This is a genomic window from Butyrivibrio sp. XPD2006, assembly GCF_000420865.1.
Classification (GTDB): Bacteria; Bacillota; Clostridia; order Lachnospirales; family Lachnospiraceae; genus Butyrivibrio.
The window spans coordinates 344,145-359,295 of the sequence record NZ_ATVT01000003.1; the positions used below are offsets into that span (position 1 = coordinate 344,145).

Sequence of the window (15,151 nt, forward strand, 5' to 3'; positions counted from 1 at the left end):
CCCCTTATTGCAATACTTTTTATCCTTATATTTTAACACAAAATATTTCTTAAATCTTCTTTACAGTGCTTCGGCGTTGGGGTAGAATAATAACGCACGCTACTAATCAGATGGTCTTAAATTCACAAGTAGCGGTCTTATTTGGGAGGAAATTATGTCTAGAAAAGCTACCATTACGCAAAAAGAAATAGTCAATGCAGCGTTTAAAATAACCAAGAAAGAGGGATTTGAAGCAATCACTTCAAGGAAGCTTGCAGCAGCTGCCGGATGTTCAACACAGCCTATTTTCAGAATTTATGAGAATATGGATGAACTCAGGAAGGATGTTTATACCAAGACAGCAGAGTACTATTCCGAGTATTACGCTGATTGCAAGAAGACTCACGAAGTACCTTTCGTTGATCTTGGACTTGCTTACATCGGATTTGCCCAGAAATATCCACATCTTTTTAAGCTCCTTTTTGTTTCGGGCAAGAGCCCTGACGGCAAGAGCATGTACGATCTTGTAAACGGACCTGAAGAGAATGTGGTAAAAGAGATAAGCAAGGCTACAGCAGCAGGTGCAGCCAATGCGCAGCAGCTCTTTATGCAGATGTGGATCTTCATTCACGGAGCAGGATGCATGGCAGTAACCGGGGATTATGATCTGGACGAGGCTACAAGTGTAAACATGCTTGAGTCAGCCTACAGGTCTTTTGCCAAGTAAAAGAGCTTTAAGTTATCAGAGGGGTTATGAAGTTCGAAGCAGACGTAGATGTTATTACCAGAATAAATGAATGCTATTCAAGGATGAGCAAGGGCAAAAAGAATATTGCCGGCTACATCTGTGATCACTACGAGCAGGCAGTGTTTATGACAGCTGCCGAGCTCGGTAAGATTGTAGGAATGAGTGAATCCACTGTTGTGAGGTTCGCCATGAGTCTCGGATACGAGGGATATCCCGAGTTTCAGAAGGCACTTGCCTCATGGGTGGGAGATAAGTTCGGATCTGTAGAGAAGGTTGGCAGGAGATTCGGCAAGAGCAATGAGGGCGAGATCCTCCAGGCCATTCTTCAATCTGATATTTCAAATATTCAGCATACTATCAATAATATTGATGTTGCGGCTTTCAGGACCGCCGTTGATATTATTCTCAAAGCCAGAACGGTCTACATTGTTGGCCTTAGGAGCTGCGAGCCTCTTGCTGATTTCCTTCACTTTTATCTGAATATGATAAGGGGTAACAACGTTCTCATAAGGACCACCAGCGTCAGTGAGATGTTCGAGCAGATGATAAGGATTGGCGACAGGGACTGTATCATAGGCATCAGCTTCCCGAGATATTCCATGAGAACATTAAAGTGCATGGAATTTGCCAATGACAGGAATGCCAAGGTTATTACCATCACGGATTCGGTTCATTCGCCGATGAACCTGTACTCCTCCTGTAATATCCTTGCCAAGAGTGAGATGGCTTCGATTGTTGATTCTCTTGTGGCGCCTCTTAGCGTTATAAATGCTCTGGTGGTTGCTCTTTGCATGAGACGACCCAATGAAGTGCAAGCTGACCTCAAGATGCTTGAGGAAACATGGAACAATTACCAGGTATATCTCAATGACGAGATAGACTTTGCTTCTGATGAACTGGGAATGCATCTTATGAATGCACACCTTCGTCATAAGGATAAGGATTGATATGAAAAAGATAGCGGTGATCGGCTGCGGTGCAGCCGGCATGATGGCGGCGCTTGCTGCTGCGGAGAGCGGCGGTAGCGTCACTATTTTTGAGAAAAATGAAAAGCCCGGCAAGAAGATATATATTACCGGCAAAGGAAGATGTAATGTGACCAATGCCTGTGATGTTTCTGATTACTTTGACAACGTCAGAAGAAATCCCAGGTTTTTGTACAGCGCCATATACAGCTATGACAACAGGGCTGTAATGGACTTTTTTGAAGATAACGGATGTCATCTCAAGGTGGAAAGGGGCGACAGAGTATTTCCTGTCTCCGACCACTCTTCAGATATCATCAGAACTCTCTTTAATGCTGTCAAAAAAGCCGGAGTCACGGTTAAACTTGAGGTTGAAGTATTTTCTGTAGAGTCGGCTCAGGGAGCAGTTCAGGCCATAACCTACAGCAAAAAGGATGAGCCTATAACGAGAGAGGAATTCGACAGTGTCATCATTTGTACCGGCGGAATGTCATATCCGTCAACTGGCTCTACCGGAGACGGATACAGATTTGCAAGGGACTTGGGACACACTGTGGTGCCTCTCAGACCTTCTCTGGTTCCGTTTGAGATAGAAGAAGACTGGTGCCCTGATCTTCAGGGACTGTCCCTTAAAAATGTCGGTCTGAGACTCTTTATGGAAGATGCAGAGAAAGGCAAGGCATCTGCCAAAAAGGTTAAGCCTGTCTATGACGGATTCGGAGAGATGCTCTTTACTCATTTCGGAGTGAGCGGACCTCTGGTGCTTACAGCCAGCTGCTATTATGACAAAGACAAAAAGGGACGCCTTTTACTTGATTTGAAGCCGGCGCTGGATGAGCAGCAGCTTGATAAACGTATTTTAAGGGACTTCGACGATGCTCCCAACAGACAGTTTAAAAACTCTCTTGGAGGTCTTTTCCCGTCTAAACTTATCCCTGTTATGATAAGACTGTCCGGAATCGATCCGGAGAAGCCTGTTAACAGCATTACCAGGGAAGAGAGAATGGCCTTTGGCAAACTCATCAAGAACCTTCCGATGACAATTAGGAAGACAAGGGACTTTAATGAGGCTATAATTACTAGAGGCGGAGTAAGTGTAAAAGAGGTAGATCCCTCCACCATGGAATCAAAACTGGTTTCCGGGCTTTATTTTGCCGGAGAAGTTCTTGATGTGGACACGGTGACCGGCGGCTTCAACCTTCAGGTGGCCTGGTCTACTGGACATCTGGCCGGGACATGCGCCGCAAACTAATATTCAGGAGATAATTTATGAGCAGAAGCATAGCAATAGACGGACCTGCGGGAGCAGGAAAGAGCACAATAGCCAAAAAAGTGGCAAAAGAACTTGGATTCATTTATGTGGATACGGGTGCGATGTACAGGGCGATGGCTCTGTATATGATAAACAACGGAATAGATGCAAGTGAATCCGACAAGATCAGTGCAACATGCCAGAGTGCGGATATCACGATCAAATATGAGAACGGAATCCAGGTGGTTTATCTTAACGGTGAGAACGTTAATGCTCTCATAAGGACAGAAGCTGTGGGAAACATGGCATCTGCCAGCAGCGTAAACGGAGACGTCAGGAAGAAACTGGTTGAACTTCAGCAGAAGCTTGCACAGACCACTGATGTCGTAATGGATGGAAGAGATATAGGAACCGTAGTACTTCCCGGTGCCGATCTCAAGGTTTATCTGACTGCAAGCTCCAAGGTGAGAGCTGAGAGGAGATACAAGGAGCTCACTGAAAAAGGCGTGAGTTGTGACTTTGACGCAATAGAAAAAGACATCATCGACAGGGATTACCGTGATATGCACAGGGAGATATCTCCCCTGAAGCAGGCTGACGATGCGGTGCTGCTTGATTCATCGGATATGACCATAGATGAAGTTAAGGACAGGATACTTGAACTGTACCATATTGCTGTGGGAGAATGATATGGAAGTAATCGTAGCTGAGCACGCGGGCTTTTGCTTTGGAGTTACCAAGGCGGTTGAGACCGTATATGAGCAGATTGAAAAAGAAAAATCGAATATTTATACATATGGACCCATCATCCACAATGAGATAGTGGTCTCGGATTTGGAGAAAAAGGGAGTTAAGGTGATCGAGAGTCCTGACGAGCTTAAGGGCATAAATAACGGAACTATCATCATACGCTCTCACGGTGTTACCAAAGAGGTACACAAACAGCTGGAAGAGACCGGGCTTCAGATAATAGATGCCACCTGTCCCTTTGTTAAGAGAATACACAGGATTGTAGAGGAAGAGAGCGGCAAGGGCAAGAGCATCATTGTTGTGGGCAGCAAGAGTCATCCGGAAGTTGAGGGAATTGTAAGCTACGCAACAGGCCCTGTGTATGTCATTGAGTCACCAGAAATGGCCAGAGAATTTTCCGGTGACAAAAAACCGGAATACACAGTTGTGTCTCAGACCACCTACAATAAAAACAAATTTCAAGAAACCATTGAAATCTTTAAAAATGTTGGTTACAATATTAATATTGTGAATACAATATGCAATGCGACTGACGAAAGGCAGTCTGAAGCGGAGGAAATCGCATCCAAAGCTGACGTTATGATTGTCATAGGTGGCGCACACAGCTCCAATTCTAGGAAACTGTACGAAATTTGTGCGCAGAAGTGTGCAAATACATATTTTATTCAGACTTTAGATGATTTACATCTGGAGATACCCGAATCGGCAGAGCTGATTGGGATTACCGCCGGGGCTTCAACCCCAAAGAACATTATTGAGGAGGTTCAGAAACATGTCAGAACAAACTTTTGAACAGATGCTTAACGAATCGTTCAAAACAATTCACACAGGGGAGGTTGTAGAGGGAACTGTTATTGACGTTAAGCCTGACGAGATAATCCTTAACATTGGTTACAAGTCCGACGGTGTTTTAACAAAGAGTGAATACTCAAACGACAACAGTATTGACCTTACAACCGCCGTTAAGGTTGGCGATACAATGGACGTTAAGGTCCTTAAGACCAACGATGCTGACGGTCAGGTTATTCTTTCATACAAGAGACTTGCCCTTGACAGAGGCAACAAGAGAATCGAAGAGGCGTTCAACAACAAGGAAGTTCTTACAGCTAAGGTTGTACAGGTACTTGAGGGTGGACTTACAGTAGTAGTTGATGAAGTTAGAATCTTCATCCCTGCAAGCCTTGTATCAGACAGCTATGAGAAAGATCTTTCCAAGTATCAGGATCAGGAGATCCAGTTCGTTGTAACTGAGTACAATCCTAAGAGAAGAAGATACATTGGTAACAGAAGAATGCTTGTAACAGCTGAGAAGGCAGAGGCTGCCAAGAAGCTCTTCGATACAATCCAGGCAGGCGACATCGTTGACGGTGTAGTTAAGAACGTTACAGATTTCGGTGCATTCATCGATCTTGGCGGAGCAGACGGTCTGCTTCATATCTCAGAGATGAGCTGGGGACGTGTTGAGAGTCCTAAGAAGGCATTCAAGATTGGCGATACAGTTAAGGTTCTTGTTAAGTCTATCGACGGAAGCAAGATCGCTCTTTCAAGAAAGTTCGATAATGAGAACCCTTGGAAGGATGCTACAGAGAAGTATGCAGTTGGAAATATCGTAAAGGGCAAGGTTGCCAGAATGACAGACTTCGGTGCATTCGTAGAGCTTGAGCCCGGAATCGATGCTCTTCTCCATGTATCTCAGATTGCAAAAGAGCACGTTGAGAAGCCTTCAGATGTCCTTAAGGTAGGCCAGGAAGTTGAAGCTAAGATTGTAGACTTCAACGAAGCAGACAAGAAGATCAGCCTTTCAATCAAGGCTATGTTCGCTCCTGAGAAGGAAGAGGAAGCTCCTGCAGAGGACGAGGGCGATGTAGTATCAGTTGACATCGACAAGGTTATCGCTGAGCAGAGTGAAGAGAACGAATAATTAACCTGATTTTAGAGGGGTGGAATTTTTCCACCCCTTATTTTTATGCAATTATTAACGAAATTTTATTTATACTTATTTAATTTTACATACAATTCCAACTAATATAAAATTGAAGTAGTGACACTATTAAATTTGAATTAGGAGGAATTAGGCTTTATGGCAGCTGATTATGAGTGGTTCAAGAAAAATGTTTACGATCTGACCAAGATTGACCTCAATGCATACAAAGAAAAACAGATGAAGAGAAGAATTGATACTCTGATCGGTAAGTATGACGTTAAAGGCTACGACGGATTCTTCGAGCTTATAAAAAAGGACAGAGAGGCGCTGGATTCCTTTGTTACATATCTTACAATCAATGTATCTGAGTTCTTTAGAAACAAGGAACAGTGGGAGCTCATGGACAAGGAGATGGTTCCCGAGCTTATGAAGAAGTTCGGCAAGAACCTTAAGATCTGGAGTGCAGCCTGCTCAACAGGCGATGAGCCTTACACAATTGTAATGATGCTCTCCAAGCATCTTCCTTTGAACCAGATAAATGTCTATGCCACAGACCTTGATGCGGTAGTTCTTGCAAAAGCTAAGGCTGCTATCTATGACAAGAAGGAAGTTTCCGGAGTCCCTGAGGAATTCAAGAAAAAATACTTCACAGAGACAGAAGACGGCAAGATGAAGGTATCCAGTGAGATAACTTCCAGAGTTACCTTCAAACAGGCTGACCTTCTCCGCGATCCGTACCCGAAGGATTGTCACCTTATCGTTTGCCGTAACGTTCTTATCTACTTCACAGAGGAAGCCAAAGATGAGATCTTCAGAAAGTATTTCGCAAACCTCAAGCCCGGCGGAATCCTCTTTATCGGAAGCACAGAGCAGATCGTTAATTACAAGGACATCGGTTTCGTAAGAAAGAACTCCTTCTACTATGAGAAACCGGAAGCATAATTAAGAATTTCAGGGACATCTCTTCTGCAAAAGAGATGTCCTTTTTTGATGGCATAAACCACGCAGCTGCGAGGATTTTATGGTATCATAGATGCTGTAGGAGATCTCGGAAAGTGGGGATAAACATGATTAAAACCAGTGAAATTATTGAAGGAATTAATAGCAGTGCTCTTGAGATGATGCCCGAAATAGTGGGCTGTCCGAGAGAGGACATACTGTTTATTGATATTGAGACCACAGGTCTTTCGCCAAGGAACTCTGATCTGTACCTTATCGGAACAGGTTTTGTAGAAAACGGAAAGTGGGTTGTAAGGCAGTTTTTTGGTGAGAATGCAGATGATGAAGAGAAGGTCTTGTCAGAGTTTTCGGACTTCTCAAGGTCTTTTGCCAAGGTCGTTCACTTCAACGGGGACAGATTTGACATCCCGTTCCTGCAGAATAAGTATCAGGAACACAAGCTTACAGATCCTTTCGAAAGGCTTGAGTCCTTTGATCTGTACAAGTGGGTCAAACCTTTAAAAAGACAGCTCGGTCTGCCGGATTGTAAACAGAAGACTGTTGAGAAGTTTCTCAAGATAGACAGAGAGGACAAGTACGACGGTGGCAAGCTGATAGCAGTTTATAAGGACTATGAGGAGAGTAAGAGCTCGGAGCTTTTGGAACTCCTTCTTCTCCATAATTTCGAGGATGTTAAGGGAATGATGAGGCTGGCGCCTATTCTTCTCTATGCAAGATTTTTTAAGATGTTTGACAATCTTCCCAAGGTTTCTGTCAGAACCGATGAGGAGATAAGTGAAAGCGATTATGTAAGCGGGAATCTTCCGGTTAAGGCAATCAAGGTTCAGGCCAACAGATACAAGGACATCGATGGACAGGAGAAATCTGAGGTGTTCATGAAGCTTGCGCTTCCGATTGAGCTTCCGGCATCCATTTCCGGAAATGTTGAAGGTTGCTTTTTCAAGACTTCGGGAAGTGAGGCTACGCTTCGGGTTCCGCTATATGAGACAGAACTTAAGTATTTTTATTCCAATTACAAGGATTACTATTATCTGCCTCAGGAGGATATGGCGATCCACAAGTCGCTGGCAACCTTTGTGGACAAGGATTTCAGGGAAAAGGCAAGACCCGAGAACTGCTATACCAAAAAGCAGGGACAGTATCTCAGGGAGTGGGACCTCGTATTTACGCCGTTCTTTAAGAAGGACTATGAGGATAAATGCTTTTACTTTGACCTGAATGAGAATATGAAGAAGAGCAGATTTGCAATGAGTCTTTACGCCTCACATGCAATTGCCTATATTTTGGGGATTTATTGACAAAATAATAACTAAAAAAATTGACATTAATCATAAATTTTTAGGCAAAAACGAGTATAATAAATAAGTGTATTATCATCTCAAATTCTTTGAGATAAGATTTCTAAAATCGGAGGAAGGTAGGAAAAATGGCAAGAGGTACTTTTACGGGGGGTATTCACCCTTATGAAGGTAAAGAACTTTCTAAGGATAAACCCATCAAATCAGTAATGCCAAAAGGGGATCTGGTGTATCCTGTATCCCAGCACATTGGCGCACCTGCTAAGCCTGTTGTTGCGGTTGGTGACCATGTCCTTACAGGTCAGATGATTGCCGAGGCCGGTGGTTTTGTTTCTGCACCGATCTTTGCAACCGTATCCGGAACTGTTAAGGCAATCGAGCCCAGAAGACTGGCAACCGGTGCAATGTGCAACAGTATCATCGTCGAGAACGATGGTAAGTATGAAGAAGTGGAGTTTAAACCGGCAAAGCCCTACGAGGAGATGACTCCTCAGGATAAGATCGATGCTGTGAGAGCAGCAGGCGTTGTCGGAATGGGAGGAGCAGGATTTCCTACTGCTGTCAAATTTGCTCCAAAAGAGCCGGACAAGATCGACTATGTCATCGCTAACTGTTCAGAATGTGAGCCTTATCTTACATCTGACTACAGAAGGATGATCGAGGAGCCCGAGCTTCTTTTAGAGGGTCTTAAGATTGCTGTAAGTATCTTCCCTAATGCAAGAGGTATTCTTGCAATCGAGGATAACAAGCCCGATGCAATCGCCAAATTCAAAGAATTAACTAAAGATGAGGACAAGATAAGCGTAAAAGCCGTTAGGACCAAGTATCCTGAAGGTGCTGAGCGTATGCTTATTTATGCCTGCACCGGAAGAGAGATCAATTCTTCAATGCTTCCTGCTGATGCCGGATGCATAGTTGACAACGTTGATACTCTCTGTGCAGTATGCAGAGCTGTAAAAGAGGGCAGACCTCTTATGGAGAGGATAGTAACCATCACAGGTGATGCTGTTGCTGAGCCCCAGAACTATAAAGTCAGGATCGGAACCAATTACCGTGAGCTCTTAGAGGACGCCGGTGGATTCAAGACTGAGCCTGCCAAGATCATTTCAGGTGGTCCTATGATGGGATTTGCCATCTTTGATCTTGATGTTCCCACAACCAAGACTGCTTCTGCTTTGACCTGCCTTACCAAGGATGAGGTTGCAGCAATGGAGCCATCTGCATGCATCAACTGCGCACGCTGCGTAGAGGTATGCCCTGAGAGACTGGTTCCCAAGAACCTTGCAGATGCGGTTGAACACAACGATGAGAAGGCATTCCTCAATATGTACGGAATGGAATGCTGTGAGTGCGGATGCTGCTCTTATATCTGTCCTGCAAGACGTCAGCTGACACAGCTGATCAAGGGCATGAGGAAGATCCAGCTCGGCAAGAGAAAGAAGTAAGGGGGACATTTGAATGAGCGATTTAAGAAGAGTGTCATCCAATCCGCATGTTAGAAGCAAGACCACCACATCCAATATCATGATGTGGGTAGTTATTGCGCTTCTTCCTACAACAGGTTTTGGTATTTACAACTTTGGACTGAATGCACTTATCATAGTTTTATTATCAGTAGCTTCCGCAGTGCTTGCGGAGTTCCTTTATGAGAAGGCACTGAAAAAGCCCATCACAATAGGTGATTTTTCAGCGGTGGTAACAGGTCTTTTGCTGGGCCTTAACCTTCCTTCAACTGTGCCGTGGTGGATCCCGGTTCTCGGAAGTATCTTCGCCATCATTATGGTCAAGCAGATCTTCGGCGGACTTGGTCAGAACTTCATGAACCCGGCTCTTGGCGGAAGATGTTTCCTTGTAATTTCCTTCCCGGCCATTATGACAAACTTCATCACCAACACATACACTGGTGCAACACCTCTTCAGAATCTCAAGAACGGTGTTGAGCCCAATGTCATGGATATGATTATTGGTAGAACAGCCGGAACAATCGGTGAGACATCAATGCTTTGTATCGTGCTTGGTGCAATGATACTTTTTGCTGTAGGTGTAATTGATTATGTTATTCCGTTTACCTACATCATCACATTTTCATTGTTCGTAGTTCTCTTTGGCGGATATGGCTTCAACTTCGCATATCTTGCTGCACACCTTGCAGGTGGCGGACTTATGCTCGGTGCTTTCTTCATGGCTACCGATTATGTGACATGCCCTATCACACCTAAGGGAAAGGTTATCTACGGCGTGATCTTAGGACTTCTTACAGGTATATTCCGTATACTGGGAGCTAATGCAGAGGGCGTTTCTTTTGCCATCGTAATTTCAAACCTGCTTGTTCCTCTTATTGAGAAGTACACAATTCCGAGAGCCTTCGGTATTAAGAAAACAGCAAAGAAGGAGGCGAAAAAAGCATGAATGACACAAAATCAATGATCAAAAATGCGCTTATCCTTTTTGCTATCACATTAGTTGCGGGTGTTCTTCTGGGACTTGTATATCAGGTTACCAAAGATCCTATCGCATACCAGGAGAAGCTTGCACAGGATAAGGCTAACCAGTCTGTATTTGCAGCAGCTGCTACCTTTGATGATGTAGCTCTTGACGATGCTGCAGCTGCACAGATCGCATCTGAGTTTGCAGGTGTGACAATCGAGAGTGTAAAAGAGGCTAAGGATTCTTCCGGAAACGGACTTGGATATGTTATCCAGGTTAAGTCCAAGGGCTATGGTGATTTCATCACCTATACAGTTGGTATCACAAATGAGTCATCCATAAACGGTATCTCCATCATCAAGATCGCTGAGACACCCGGACTTGGAATGAATGCTGAGAAGGTTCTCGTTCCTCAGTTTGTAGACAAGGCAGCAAGTGCTCTCACAGTTGCCAAGAACGGACAGGTTACCGATGCAAACTCACAGATCGAGGCAATCTCAGGAGCCACCATTACATCAAGAGCTGTTACAAACGGCGTAAATGGTGCGGTTTCATATTTTGAAAAAGTATTGAAAGGAGGACAGTGATAAGCATGGAAGCAAAAAAAGGCGCTTTAGGCTTTAAACAGAACACTCCTGCCGAGAGATTTTTTAACGGACTTGTTGTTGAGAATCCTACACTGGTCCTTATGATTGGTATGTGTCCCACACTTGCTGTTACATCATCAGCAATAAACGGAATCGGTATGGGACTTGCAACTACATTTGTACTTGCACTCAGTAATGCTGTTATTTCAGCACTCAGGAAGACAATTCCTTCTACAGTCAGAATTCCTTCCTTCATCGTAGTTATAGCTTCTTTTGTAACACTGGTTGAGCTTCTTATGAAGGCTTATGTTCCTGCTCTTAACGCAGCGCTGGGAGTATACATTCCTCTTATCGTTGTTAACTGTATCATCTTTGGCAGAGCGGAAGCATACGCCAGCAAGAACGGCATTGTTCCGGCATTCTTTGACGGAATCGGTATGGGAATCGGATTTACCTGTGCCATTACATGTATCGGTCTTGTGAGAGAGTTCATCGGTGGCGGAACAGCCTTTGATGTTCAGATCCTCGGAGAGGGAACAGTGGTTCCCGGAGCTGTTGGTCAGTTCCTTTCACAGTATCAGCCTGTAAGTATCTTTATCCAGCAGGCCGGTGCATTCTTTGTTCTTGCATTCCTTATTGCGATAATGAACAAGATCAAGATGAACATGGCTGCCAAGGGCAAAGACACATCGAAGTTTGGTCAGGGCTGCTGCTCATCAGCTGAAGAAGCTGCAGCAGACAAGATCATGGCAGATAAAGAAGCAGGAAAGGAGGCTAAAGGATAATGGCAGAAACAATTCTTAGTCTTGTGGGGCTCATGATATCAGCTTCACTCGTTAACAACGTAGTACTTAGCCAGTTCCTTGGACTTTGTCCTTTCCTTGGTGTTTCCAAGAAAACAGACACTGCTCTTGGAATGGGAGCAGCGTGTATCTTCGTAATTACCATGGCTTCACTGGTTTGTAGCATAATTTATAAGTTCATACTTGCACCTTTGGATATTTCATATCTTAAGACCATCGTATTTATCCTTGTTATTGCGATGCTTGTACAGTTTGTTGAGATGATCCTCAAGAAATTCGTAGTTTCGTTGTATCAGGCTCTTGGTGTATACCTTCCTCTTATTACAACCAACTGCGCAGTTCTCGGTGTAGCACTCAACAACGTAACAGATGGATATTCAATCCTTCAGAGTGTGGTTTGCGGATTCGCAACTGCAGTTGGATTTACAATTGCCATCGTTATTCTTGCCGGACTTCGTGAGAAGATGGAGTACAACGATATTCCCGCACCTTTCAAGGGAATGCCTCTTGTACTTCTTACATCAGGACTTATGGCAATAGCATTTACAGGATTTAGCGCACTCAAATAAAACAAGGAGATAAGACTATGGTAACAGGAATAATCATTGCGACTTTGGTAGTTGCCGGTGCCGGAATCATAATCGGACTGATCCTGGGTGTGGCAGACCTGAAGCTGCATGTTGATGTAGATGAAAAAGAAGCTGCAATCTTAGAGGCTCTTCCGGGTAACAACTGTGGCGGTTGCGGATTCCCGGGATGTAGCGGATGTGCAGCAGCGATTGCCAAGGGAGAGGCAGCGGTTAACCAGTGCCCTGTTGGTGGTGCACCGGTAGCTGAGATCATCTCAGGAATCATGGGCGTAGAAGCCGGAGATTCCACCAAAATGGTGGCTTATGTTCACTGTCAGGGTGATTGCGACAAGGCAAAGAGTCAGTATGAGTACAACGGTGAGGCTGATTGCAGACTTCAGACTCAGCTTCCCGGAGGCGGTTCCAAGACATGTACATACGGATGCCTCGGCGGCGGAAGCTGCGTATCTGTATGTCAGTTTGATGCCATCCATGTAGTTAACGGTGTGGCAGTGGTTGATAAGGACGAGTGTAAGGCCTGTGGCAAATGTATCGATATCTGCCCACGCCATCTCATCGATCTTATCCCGTATGATGCGACATGTGTTGTATCCTGCAAGTCTCAGGATATGGGTAAGCTTGTTAACCAGTATTGCAGTATCGGATGTATTGCTTGTCACATCTGTGAAAAGAACTGTCCGGCCGGCGCTATCACTGTTGAGAACAATGTTGCTCATATAGATCAGGAGAAGTGCACACACTGTGGAACATGCGTGGAGAAATGTCCAAAGAAAGCTATTAAATCTGTGTAATTTTTGTGAATTTATACATTTTTTATAAAAATGTCAAAAATTCTTTATATTATGATTGTTCTTATGATGGGTGATTCATAAAATAGATTATGACAGTATATTTATGCGAGGAGAATTTGTATGAATCAGACACCACAGAATAACGTTAATAGTAACGGGACATTTGTAGTTAAGATAGAGCGCTGCAACAATAAGACATGGCAAGGCGAAGTCGTTTGGGCAGAAGAGAACAAAAAAGAGAGGTTCAGAAGTGCACTTGAACTTATAAGGCTCATGGACGAAGCCATGAAGTATTCACAGGGCGAGCAGGAAGACTATCAGCACTTTAATATTGGCTGATGATACAGTTCCTGCAACATAACAACAGAATTTGAGATATAATAATAATATCCTCGCGGAGCGTATGCTCTGCGGGGATATATTAGAATTAAGGGAGTGGAATCATGAAGAATATAAAAAACCCAAAAGACGTATTTTATATTTCAGTTATTACACTTGCGCTTATTGTGGCCATAGTTTTATGTGTTAAATACACCAGAGATATGGCAGGCAGACAGACGGCCGGTTCATCGGCCCCATCCCTTGCTCCCAAAGAGGAGAAGGTACTTGTTACCATGAATGTAGAAACCATCGAGGATGGTCTTGAAAACATGGGAGTACTGGTTACTCAGGAGTATTACTTTACACAGGTAGAGACCTATACCAAGGAAAAGAAAATTCTGAACTTCATTAACTCTGAATCCGGATTTACTTACAGCTATGATGGTAAGGTAACAGCAGGAATTGATTTTGGCAAGATTACTGTGACCAAGGATGAGGAGACTAAAACTCTTAAGGTCGAGATCCCATATTCAGAGCTTCAGTCAACAGATATAGATAGAGATAGCTTTCAGATTTATTCTGAAAAAGAGTCTTTGTGGAATTCACTTAATATGGAAGATTACAATATGTCCATGGCAGAGTTTGAAGAAACCGCCGAGAGAAAGGCTATTGACAGCGGAATCCTTGAGAGATCCAACGAGCAGGCCAAAGAGCTCATAAGGAATTTCATTACGAACATGCCGGGAACAGAAGAATATACTATAGAATTCGAGCAAAGGAGTAACCCATATGAGTCTTAAAAAGTATGCTTTAGTGGCAATACTGCTTCTTGCAGCCGTTATTTCTTTTACCGTAATAGCACCCTGGGCGGCAGATCCGGCCCATCACGTTTCCTCTATAGAAAAAACCGAAAACAAGATTTCAACAGTTATGACGCTATCGGGCGGAGCAGCCGGTACATCAGCCACGCTGTCAATACTTCCGGGAGATATGTGCACGCCTCTTGCTGAGCAGCTGGCTGAGCTTGCCAAGTATTTTCTCCTCATATTGAGTGCTCTGTATCTGGAGAAATTCATGATAACCATAACGGGATACATCACATTTTCCGTTTTGATTCCGCTGGCACTTGTAATTGTTGCGGCAGTCATAATAAGCGGCAATAAAAAGTTCTTATCCGTGGCAGGTAAAATTGCTCTTATCGGGTTTATAATTTACCTCATTGTACCTGCTAGTGTGGTGCTTTCTGATAAGATCTATCAAACCCAGGAGGATACTGTATCTCAGACAATAGAAGAGTATAACAACCTTGATGTTTCGGGAGATTCCGATTCCGGAATCATCGGAGAGATAACAACCATCACAACCAGCACCATCGACAAGGTGACGGAATTTATCAGCAGCTTAATGGAATCGCTTGCTGTCATGATCGTCACAGCCTGCGTGGTTCCTGTGCTTGTGTTCGTTTTCCTTGTCTGGATCATGAAAGTCATGTTTTCCCCGGGAGGGAATTTATAAAGTTAACAGCGATAAGGGCGGATCGAGAGATCCGCTCTATTTTATTATGCATAAAATCTGCATTGAAAAAAATTTGGATTTGGAACCCGCTTGATTACTGAGCAAATCATATTTATATATTGAATATACAAAAATAATATAAATTATGATGATTCTTATGATAGGGCGTATTGTAAAATTCTTTTCGTGAGAAAAAGAAAAATCAAGGAACGACCATATGAGCCTTGAATTTCTATCGCAA

The 15,151-nt window shown here is 43.7% G+C and carries 17 protein-coding genes; all 17 read left to right on the plus strand.

Annotated elements, in window-relative coordinates; genetic code table 11:
- Window positions 1-154 precede the first annotated feature (154 nt).
- Entirely contained in the window at window positions 155-706 is a 552-nt protein-coding gene (locus G590_RS0105320; RefSeq protein ID WP_022764640.1) for a TetR/AcrR family transcriptional regulator, read from the plus strand.
- Between the two features lie 26 nt (window positions 707-732).
- A complete protein-coding gene (locus tag G590_RS18525) occupies window positions 733-1,674 on the plus strand; it encodes a MurR/RpiR family transcriptional regulator (protein ID WP_022764641.1) in 942 nt (313 codons plus the stop codon).
- 1 nt (window position 1,675) lies between these two features.
- Window positions 1,676-2,944: an NAD(P)/FAD-dependent oxidoreductase gene (locus tag G590_RS0105330; RefSeq protein ID WP_022764642.1), complete on the plus strand. Its 1,269-nt coding sequence runs from the start codon at window positions 1,676-1,678 to the stop codon at window positions 2,942-2,944.
- 17 nt (window positions 2,945-2,961) lie between these two features.
- Window positions 2,962-3,633: a (d)CMP kinase gene (gene cmk / locus G590_RS0105335; RefSeq protein WP_022764643.1), complete on the plus strand. Its 672-nt coding sequence runs from the start codon at window positions 2,962-2,964 to the stop codon at window positions 3,631-3,633.
- A gap of 1 nt (window position 3,634) precedes the next feature.
- Complete coding sequence (gene ispH / locus G590_RS0105340; protein WP_022764644.1) at window positions 3,635-4,486, plus strand: 4-hydroxy-3-methylbut-2-enyl diphosphate reductase; 852 nt, start codon at window positions 3,635-3,637, stop codon at window positions 4,484-4,486.
- Window positions 4,467-5,615, plus strand: coding sequence for a 30S ribosomal protein S1 (gene rpsA, locus G590_RS0105345; protein ID WP_022764645.1), 1,149 nt, complete (start codon window positions 4,467-4,469; stop codon window positions 5,613-5,615). The genes ispH and rpsA overlap by 20 nt, the downstream gene beginning before the upstream one ends.
- A gap of 159 nt (window positions 5,616-5,774) precedes the next feature.
- Window positions 5,775-6,560: a CheR family methyltransferase gene (locus G590_RS0105350; protein WP_022764646.1), complete on the plus strand. Its 786-nt coding sequence runs from the start codon at window positions 5,775-5,777 to the stop codon at window positions 6,558-6,560.
- A gap of 125 nt (window positions 6,561-6,685) precedes the next feature.
- Window positions 6,686-7,876: a ribonuclease H-like domain-containing protein gene (locus G590_RS0105355; RefSeq protein WP_026493947.1), complete on the plus strand. Its 1,191-nt coding sequence runs from the start codon at window positions 6,686-6,688 to the stop codon at window positions 7,874-7,876.
- 128 nt (window positions 7,877-8,004) lie between these two features.
- Entirely contained in the window at window positions 8,005-9,321 is a 1,317-nt protein-coding gene (rsxC, locus tag G590_RS0105360) for an electron transport complex subunit RsxC (protein ID WP_022764648.1), read from the plus strand.
- Window positions 9,322-9,334: 13 nt separating this feature from the next.
- A complete protein-coding gene (locus G590_RS0105365) occupies window positions 9,335-10,285 on the plus strand; it encodes an RnfABCDGE type electron transport complex subunit D (protein ID WP_022764649.1) in 951 nt (316 codons plus the stop codon).
- Complete coding sequence (locus tag G590_RS0105370; protein ID WP_022764650.1) at window positions 10,282-10,890, plus strand: RnfABCDGE type electron transport complex subunit G; 609 nt, start codon at window positions 10,282-10,284, stop codon at window positions 10,888-10,890. The genes G590_RS0105365 and G590_RS0105370 overlap by 4 nt, the downstream gene beginning before the upstream one ends.
- 5 nt (window positions 10,891-10,895) lie before the next feature.
- Entirely contained in the window at window positions 10,896-11,675 is a 780-nt protein-coding gene (rsxE, locus tag G590_RS0105375) for an electron transport complex subunit RsxE (protein WP_022764651.1), read from the plus strand.
- Window positions 11,675-12,262: an electron transport complex subunit RsxA gene (gene rsxA / locus G590_RS0105380; RefSeq protein WP_022764652.1), complete on the plus strand. Its 588-nt coding sequence runs from the start codon at window positions 11,675-11,677 to the stop codon at window positions 12,260-12,262. The genes rsxE and rsxA overlap by 1 nt, the downstream gene beginning before the upstream one ends.
- Window positions 12,263-12,279: 17 nt before the next feature.
- The gene (locus G590_RS0105385; protein WP_022764653.1) at window positions 12,280-13,074 is read left to right on the plus strand and encodes an RnfABCDGE type electron transport complex subunit B; all 795 of its coding nucleotides are present in this window, start codon (window positions 12,280-12,282) and stop codon (window positions 13,072-13,074) included.
- A 120-nt stretch (window positions 13,075-13,194) separates the two neighbouring features.
- The gene (locus tag G590_RS18530; protein ID WP_022764654.1) at window positions 13,195-13,413 is read left to right on the plus strand and encodes a hypothetical protein; all 219 of its coding nucleotides are present in this window, start codon (window positions 13,195-13,197) and stop codon (window positions 13,411-13,413) included.
- 104 nt (window positions 13,414-13,517) lie between these two features.
- A complete protein-coding gene (locus G590_RS0105395) occupies window positions 13,518-14,195 on the plus strand; it encodes a DUF4230 domain-containing protein (protein ID WP_022764655.1) in 678 nt (225 codons plus the stop codon).
- Window positions 14,185-14,910: a hypothetical protein gene (locus tag G590_RS0105400; RefSeq protein ID WP_022764656.1), complete on the plus strand. Its 726-nt coding sequence runs from the start codon at window positions 14,185-14,187 to the stop codon at window positions 14,908-14,910. The genes G590_RS0105395 and G590_RS0105400 overlap by 11 nt, the downstream gene beginning before the upstream one ends.
- Window positions 14,911-15,151: the final 241 nt, after the last annotated feature.

Excerpts from the sequence above, each read along its gene's own strand:
- cmk (WP_022764643.1), top strand. The coding sequence starts at position 2,962 with ATGAGCAGAAGCATAGCAATAGACGGACCTGCGGGAGCAGGAAAGAGC.
- G590_RS18530 (WP_022764654.1), top strand. The coding sequence starts at position 13,195 with ATGAATCAGACACCACAGAATAACGTTAATAGTAACGGGACATTTGTA.
- G590_RS0105330 (WP_022764642.1), top strand. The coding sequence starts at position 1,676 with ATGAAAAAGATAGCGGTGATCGGCTGCGGTGCAGCCGGCATGATGGCG.
- G590_RS0105355 (WP_026493947.1), top strand. The coding sequence starts at position 6,686 with ATGATTAAAACCAGTGAAATTATTGAAGGAATTAATAGCAGTGCTCTT.
- G590_RS18525 (WP_022764641.1), top strand. The coding sequence starts at position 733 with ATGAAGTTCGAAGCAGACGTAGATGTTATTACCAGAATAAATGAATGC.
- ispH (WP_022764644.1), top strand. The coding sequence starts at position 3,635 with ATGGAAGTAATCGTAGCTGAGCACGCGGGCTTTTGCTTTGGAGTTACC.
- rpsA (WP_022764645.1), top strand. The coding sequence starts at position 4,467 with ATGTCAGAACAAACTTTTGAACAGATGCTTAACGAATCGTTCAAAACA.
- G590_RS0105365 (WP_022764649.1), top strand. The coding sequence starts at position 9,335 with ATGAGCGATTTAAGAAGAGTGTCATCCAATCCGCATGTTAGAAGCAAG.
- rsxA (WP_022764652.1), top strand. The coding sequence starts at position 11,675 with ATGGCAGAAACAATTCTTAGTCTTGTGGGGCTCATGATATCAGCTTCA.
- rsxE (WP_022764651.1), top strand. The coding sequence starts at position 10,896 with ATGGAAGCAAAAAAAGGCGCTTTAGGCTTTAAACAGAACACTCCTGCC.
- G590_RS0105400 (WP_022764656.1), top strand. The coding sequence starts at position 14,185 with ATGAGTCTTAAAAAGTATGCTTTAGTGGCAATACTGCTTCTTGCAGCC.
- rsxC (WP_022764648.1), top strand. The coding sequence starts at position 8,005 with ATGGCAAGAGGTACTTTTACGGGGGGTATTCACCCTTATGAAGGTAAA.
- G590_RS0105385 (WP_022764653.1), top strand. The coding sequence starts at position 12,280 with ATGGTAACAGGAATAATCATTGCGACTTTGGTAGTTGCCGGTGCCGGA.
- G590_RS0105370 (WP_022764650.1), top strand. The coding sequence starts at position 10,282 with ATGAATGACACAAAATCAATGATCAAAAATGCGCTTATCCTTTTTGCT.
- G590_RS0105395 (WP_022764655.1), top strand. The coding sequence starts at position 13,518 with ATGAAGAATATAAAAAACCCAAAAGACGTATTTTATATTTCAGTTATT.
- G590_RS0105350 (WP_022764646.1), top strand. The coding sequence starts at position 5,775 with ATGGCAGCTGATTATGAGTGGTTCAAGAAAAATGTTTACGATCTGACC.
- G590_RS0105320 (WP_022764640.1), top strand. The coding sequence starts at position 155 with ATGTCTAGAAAAGCTACCATTACGCAAAAAGAAATAGTCAATGCAGCG.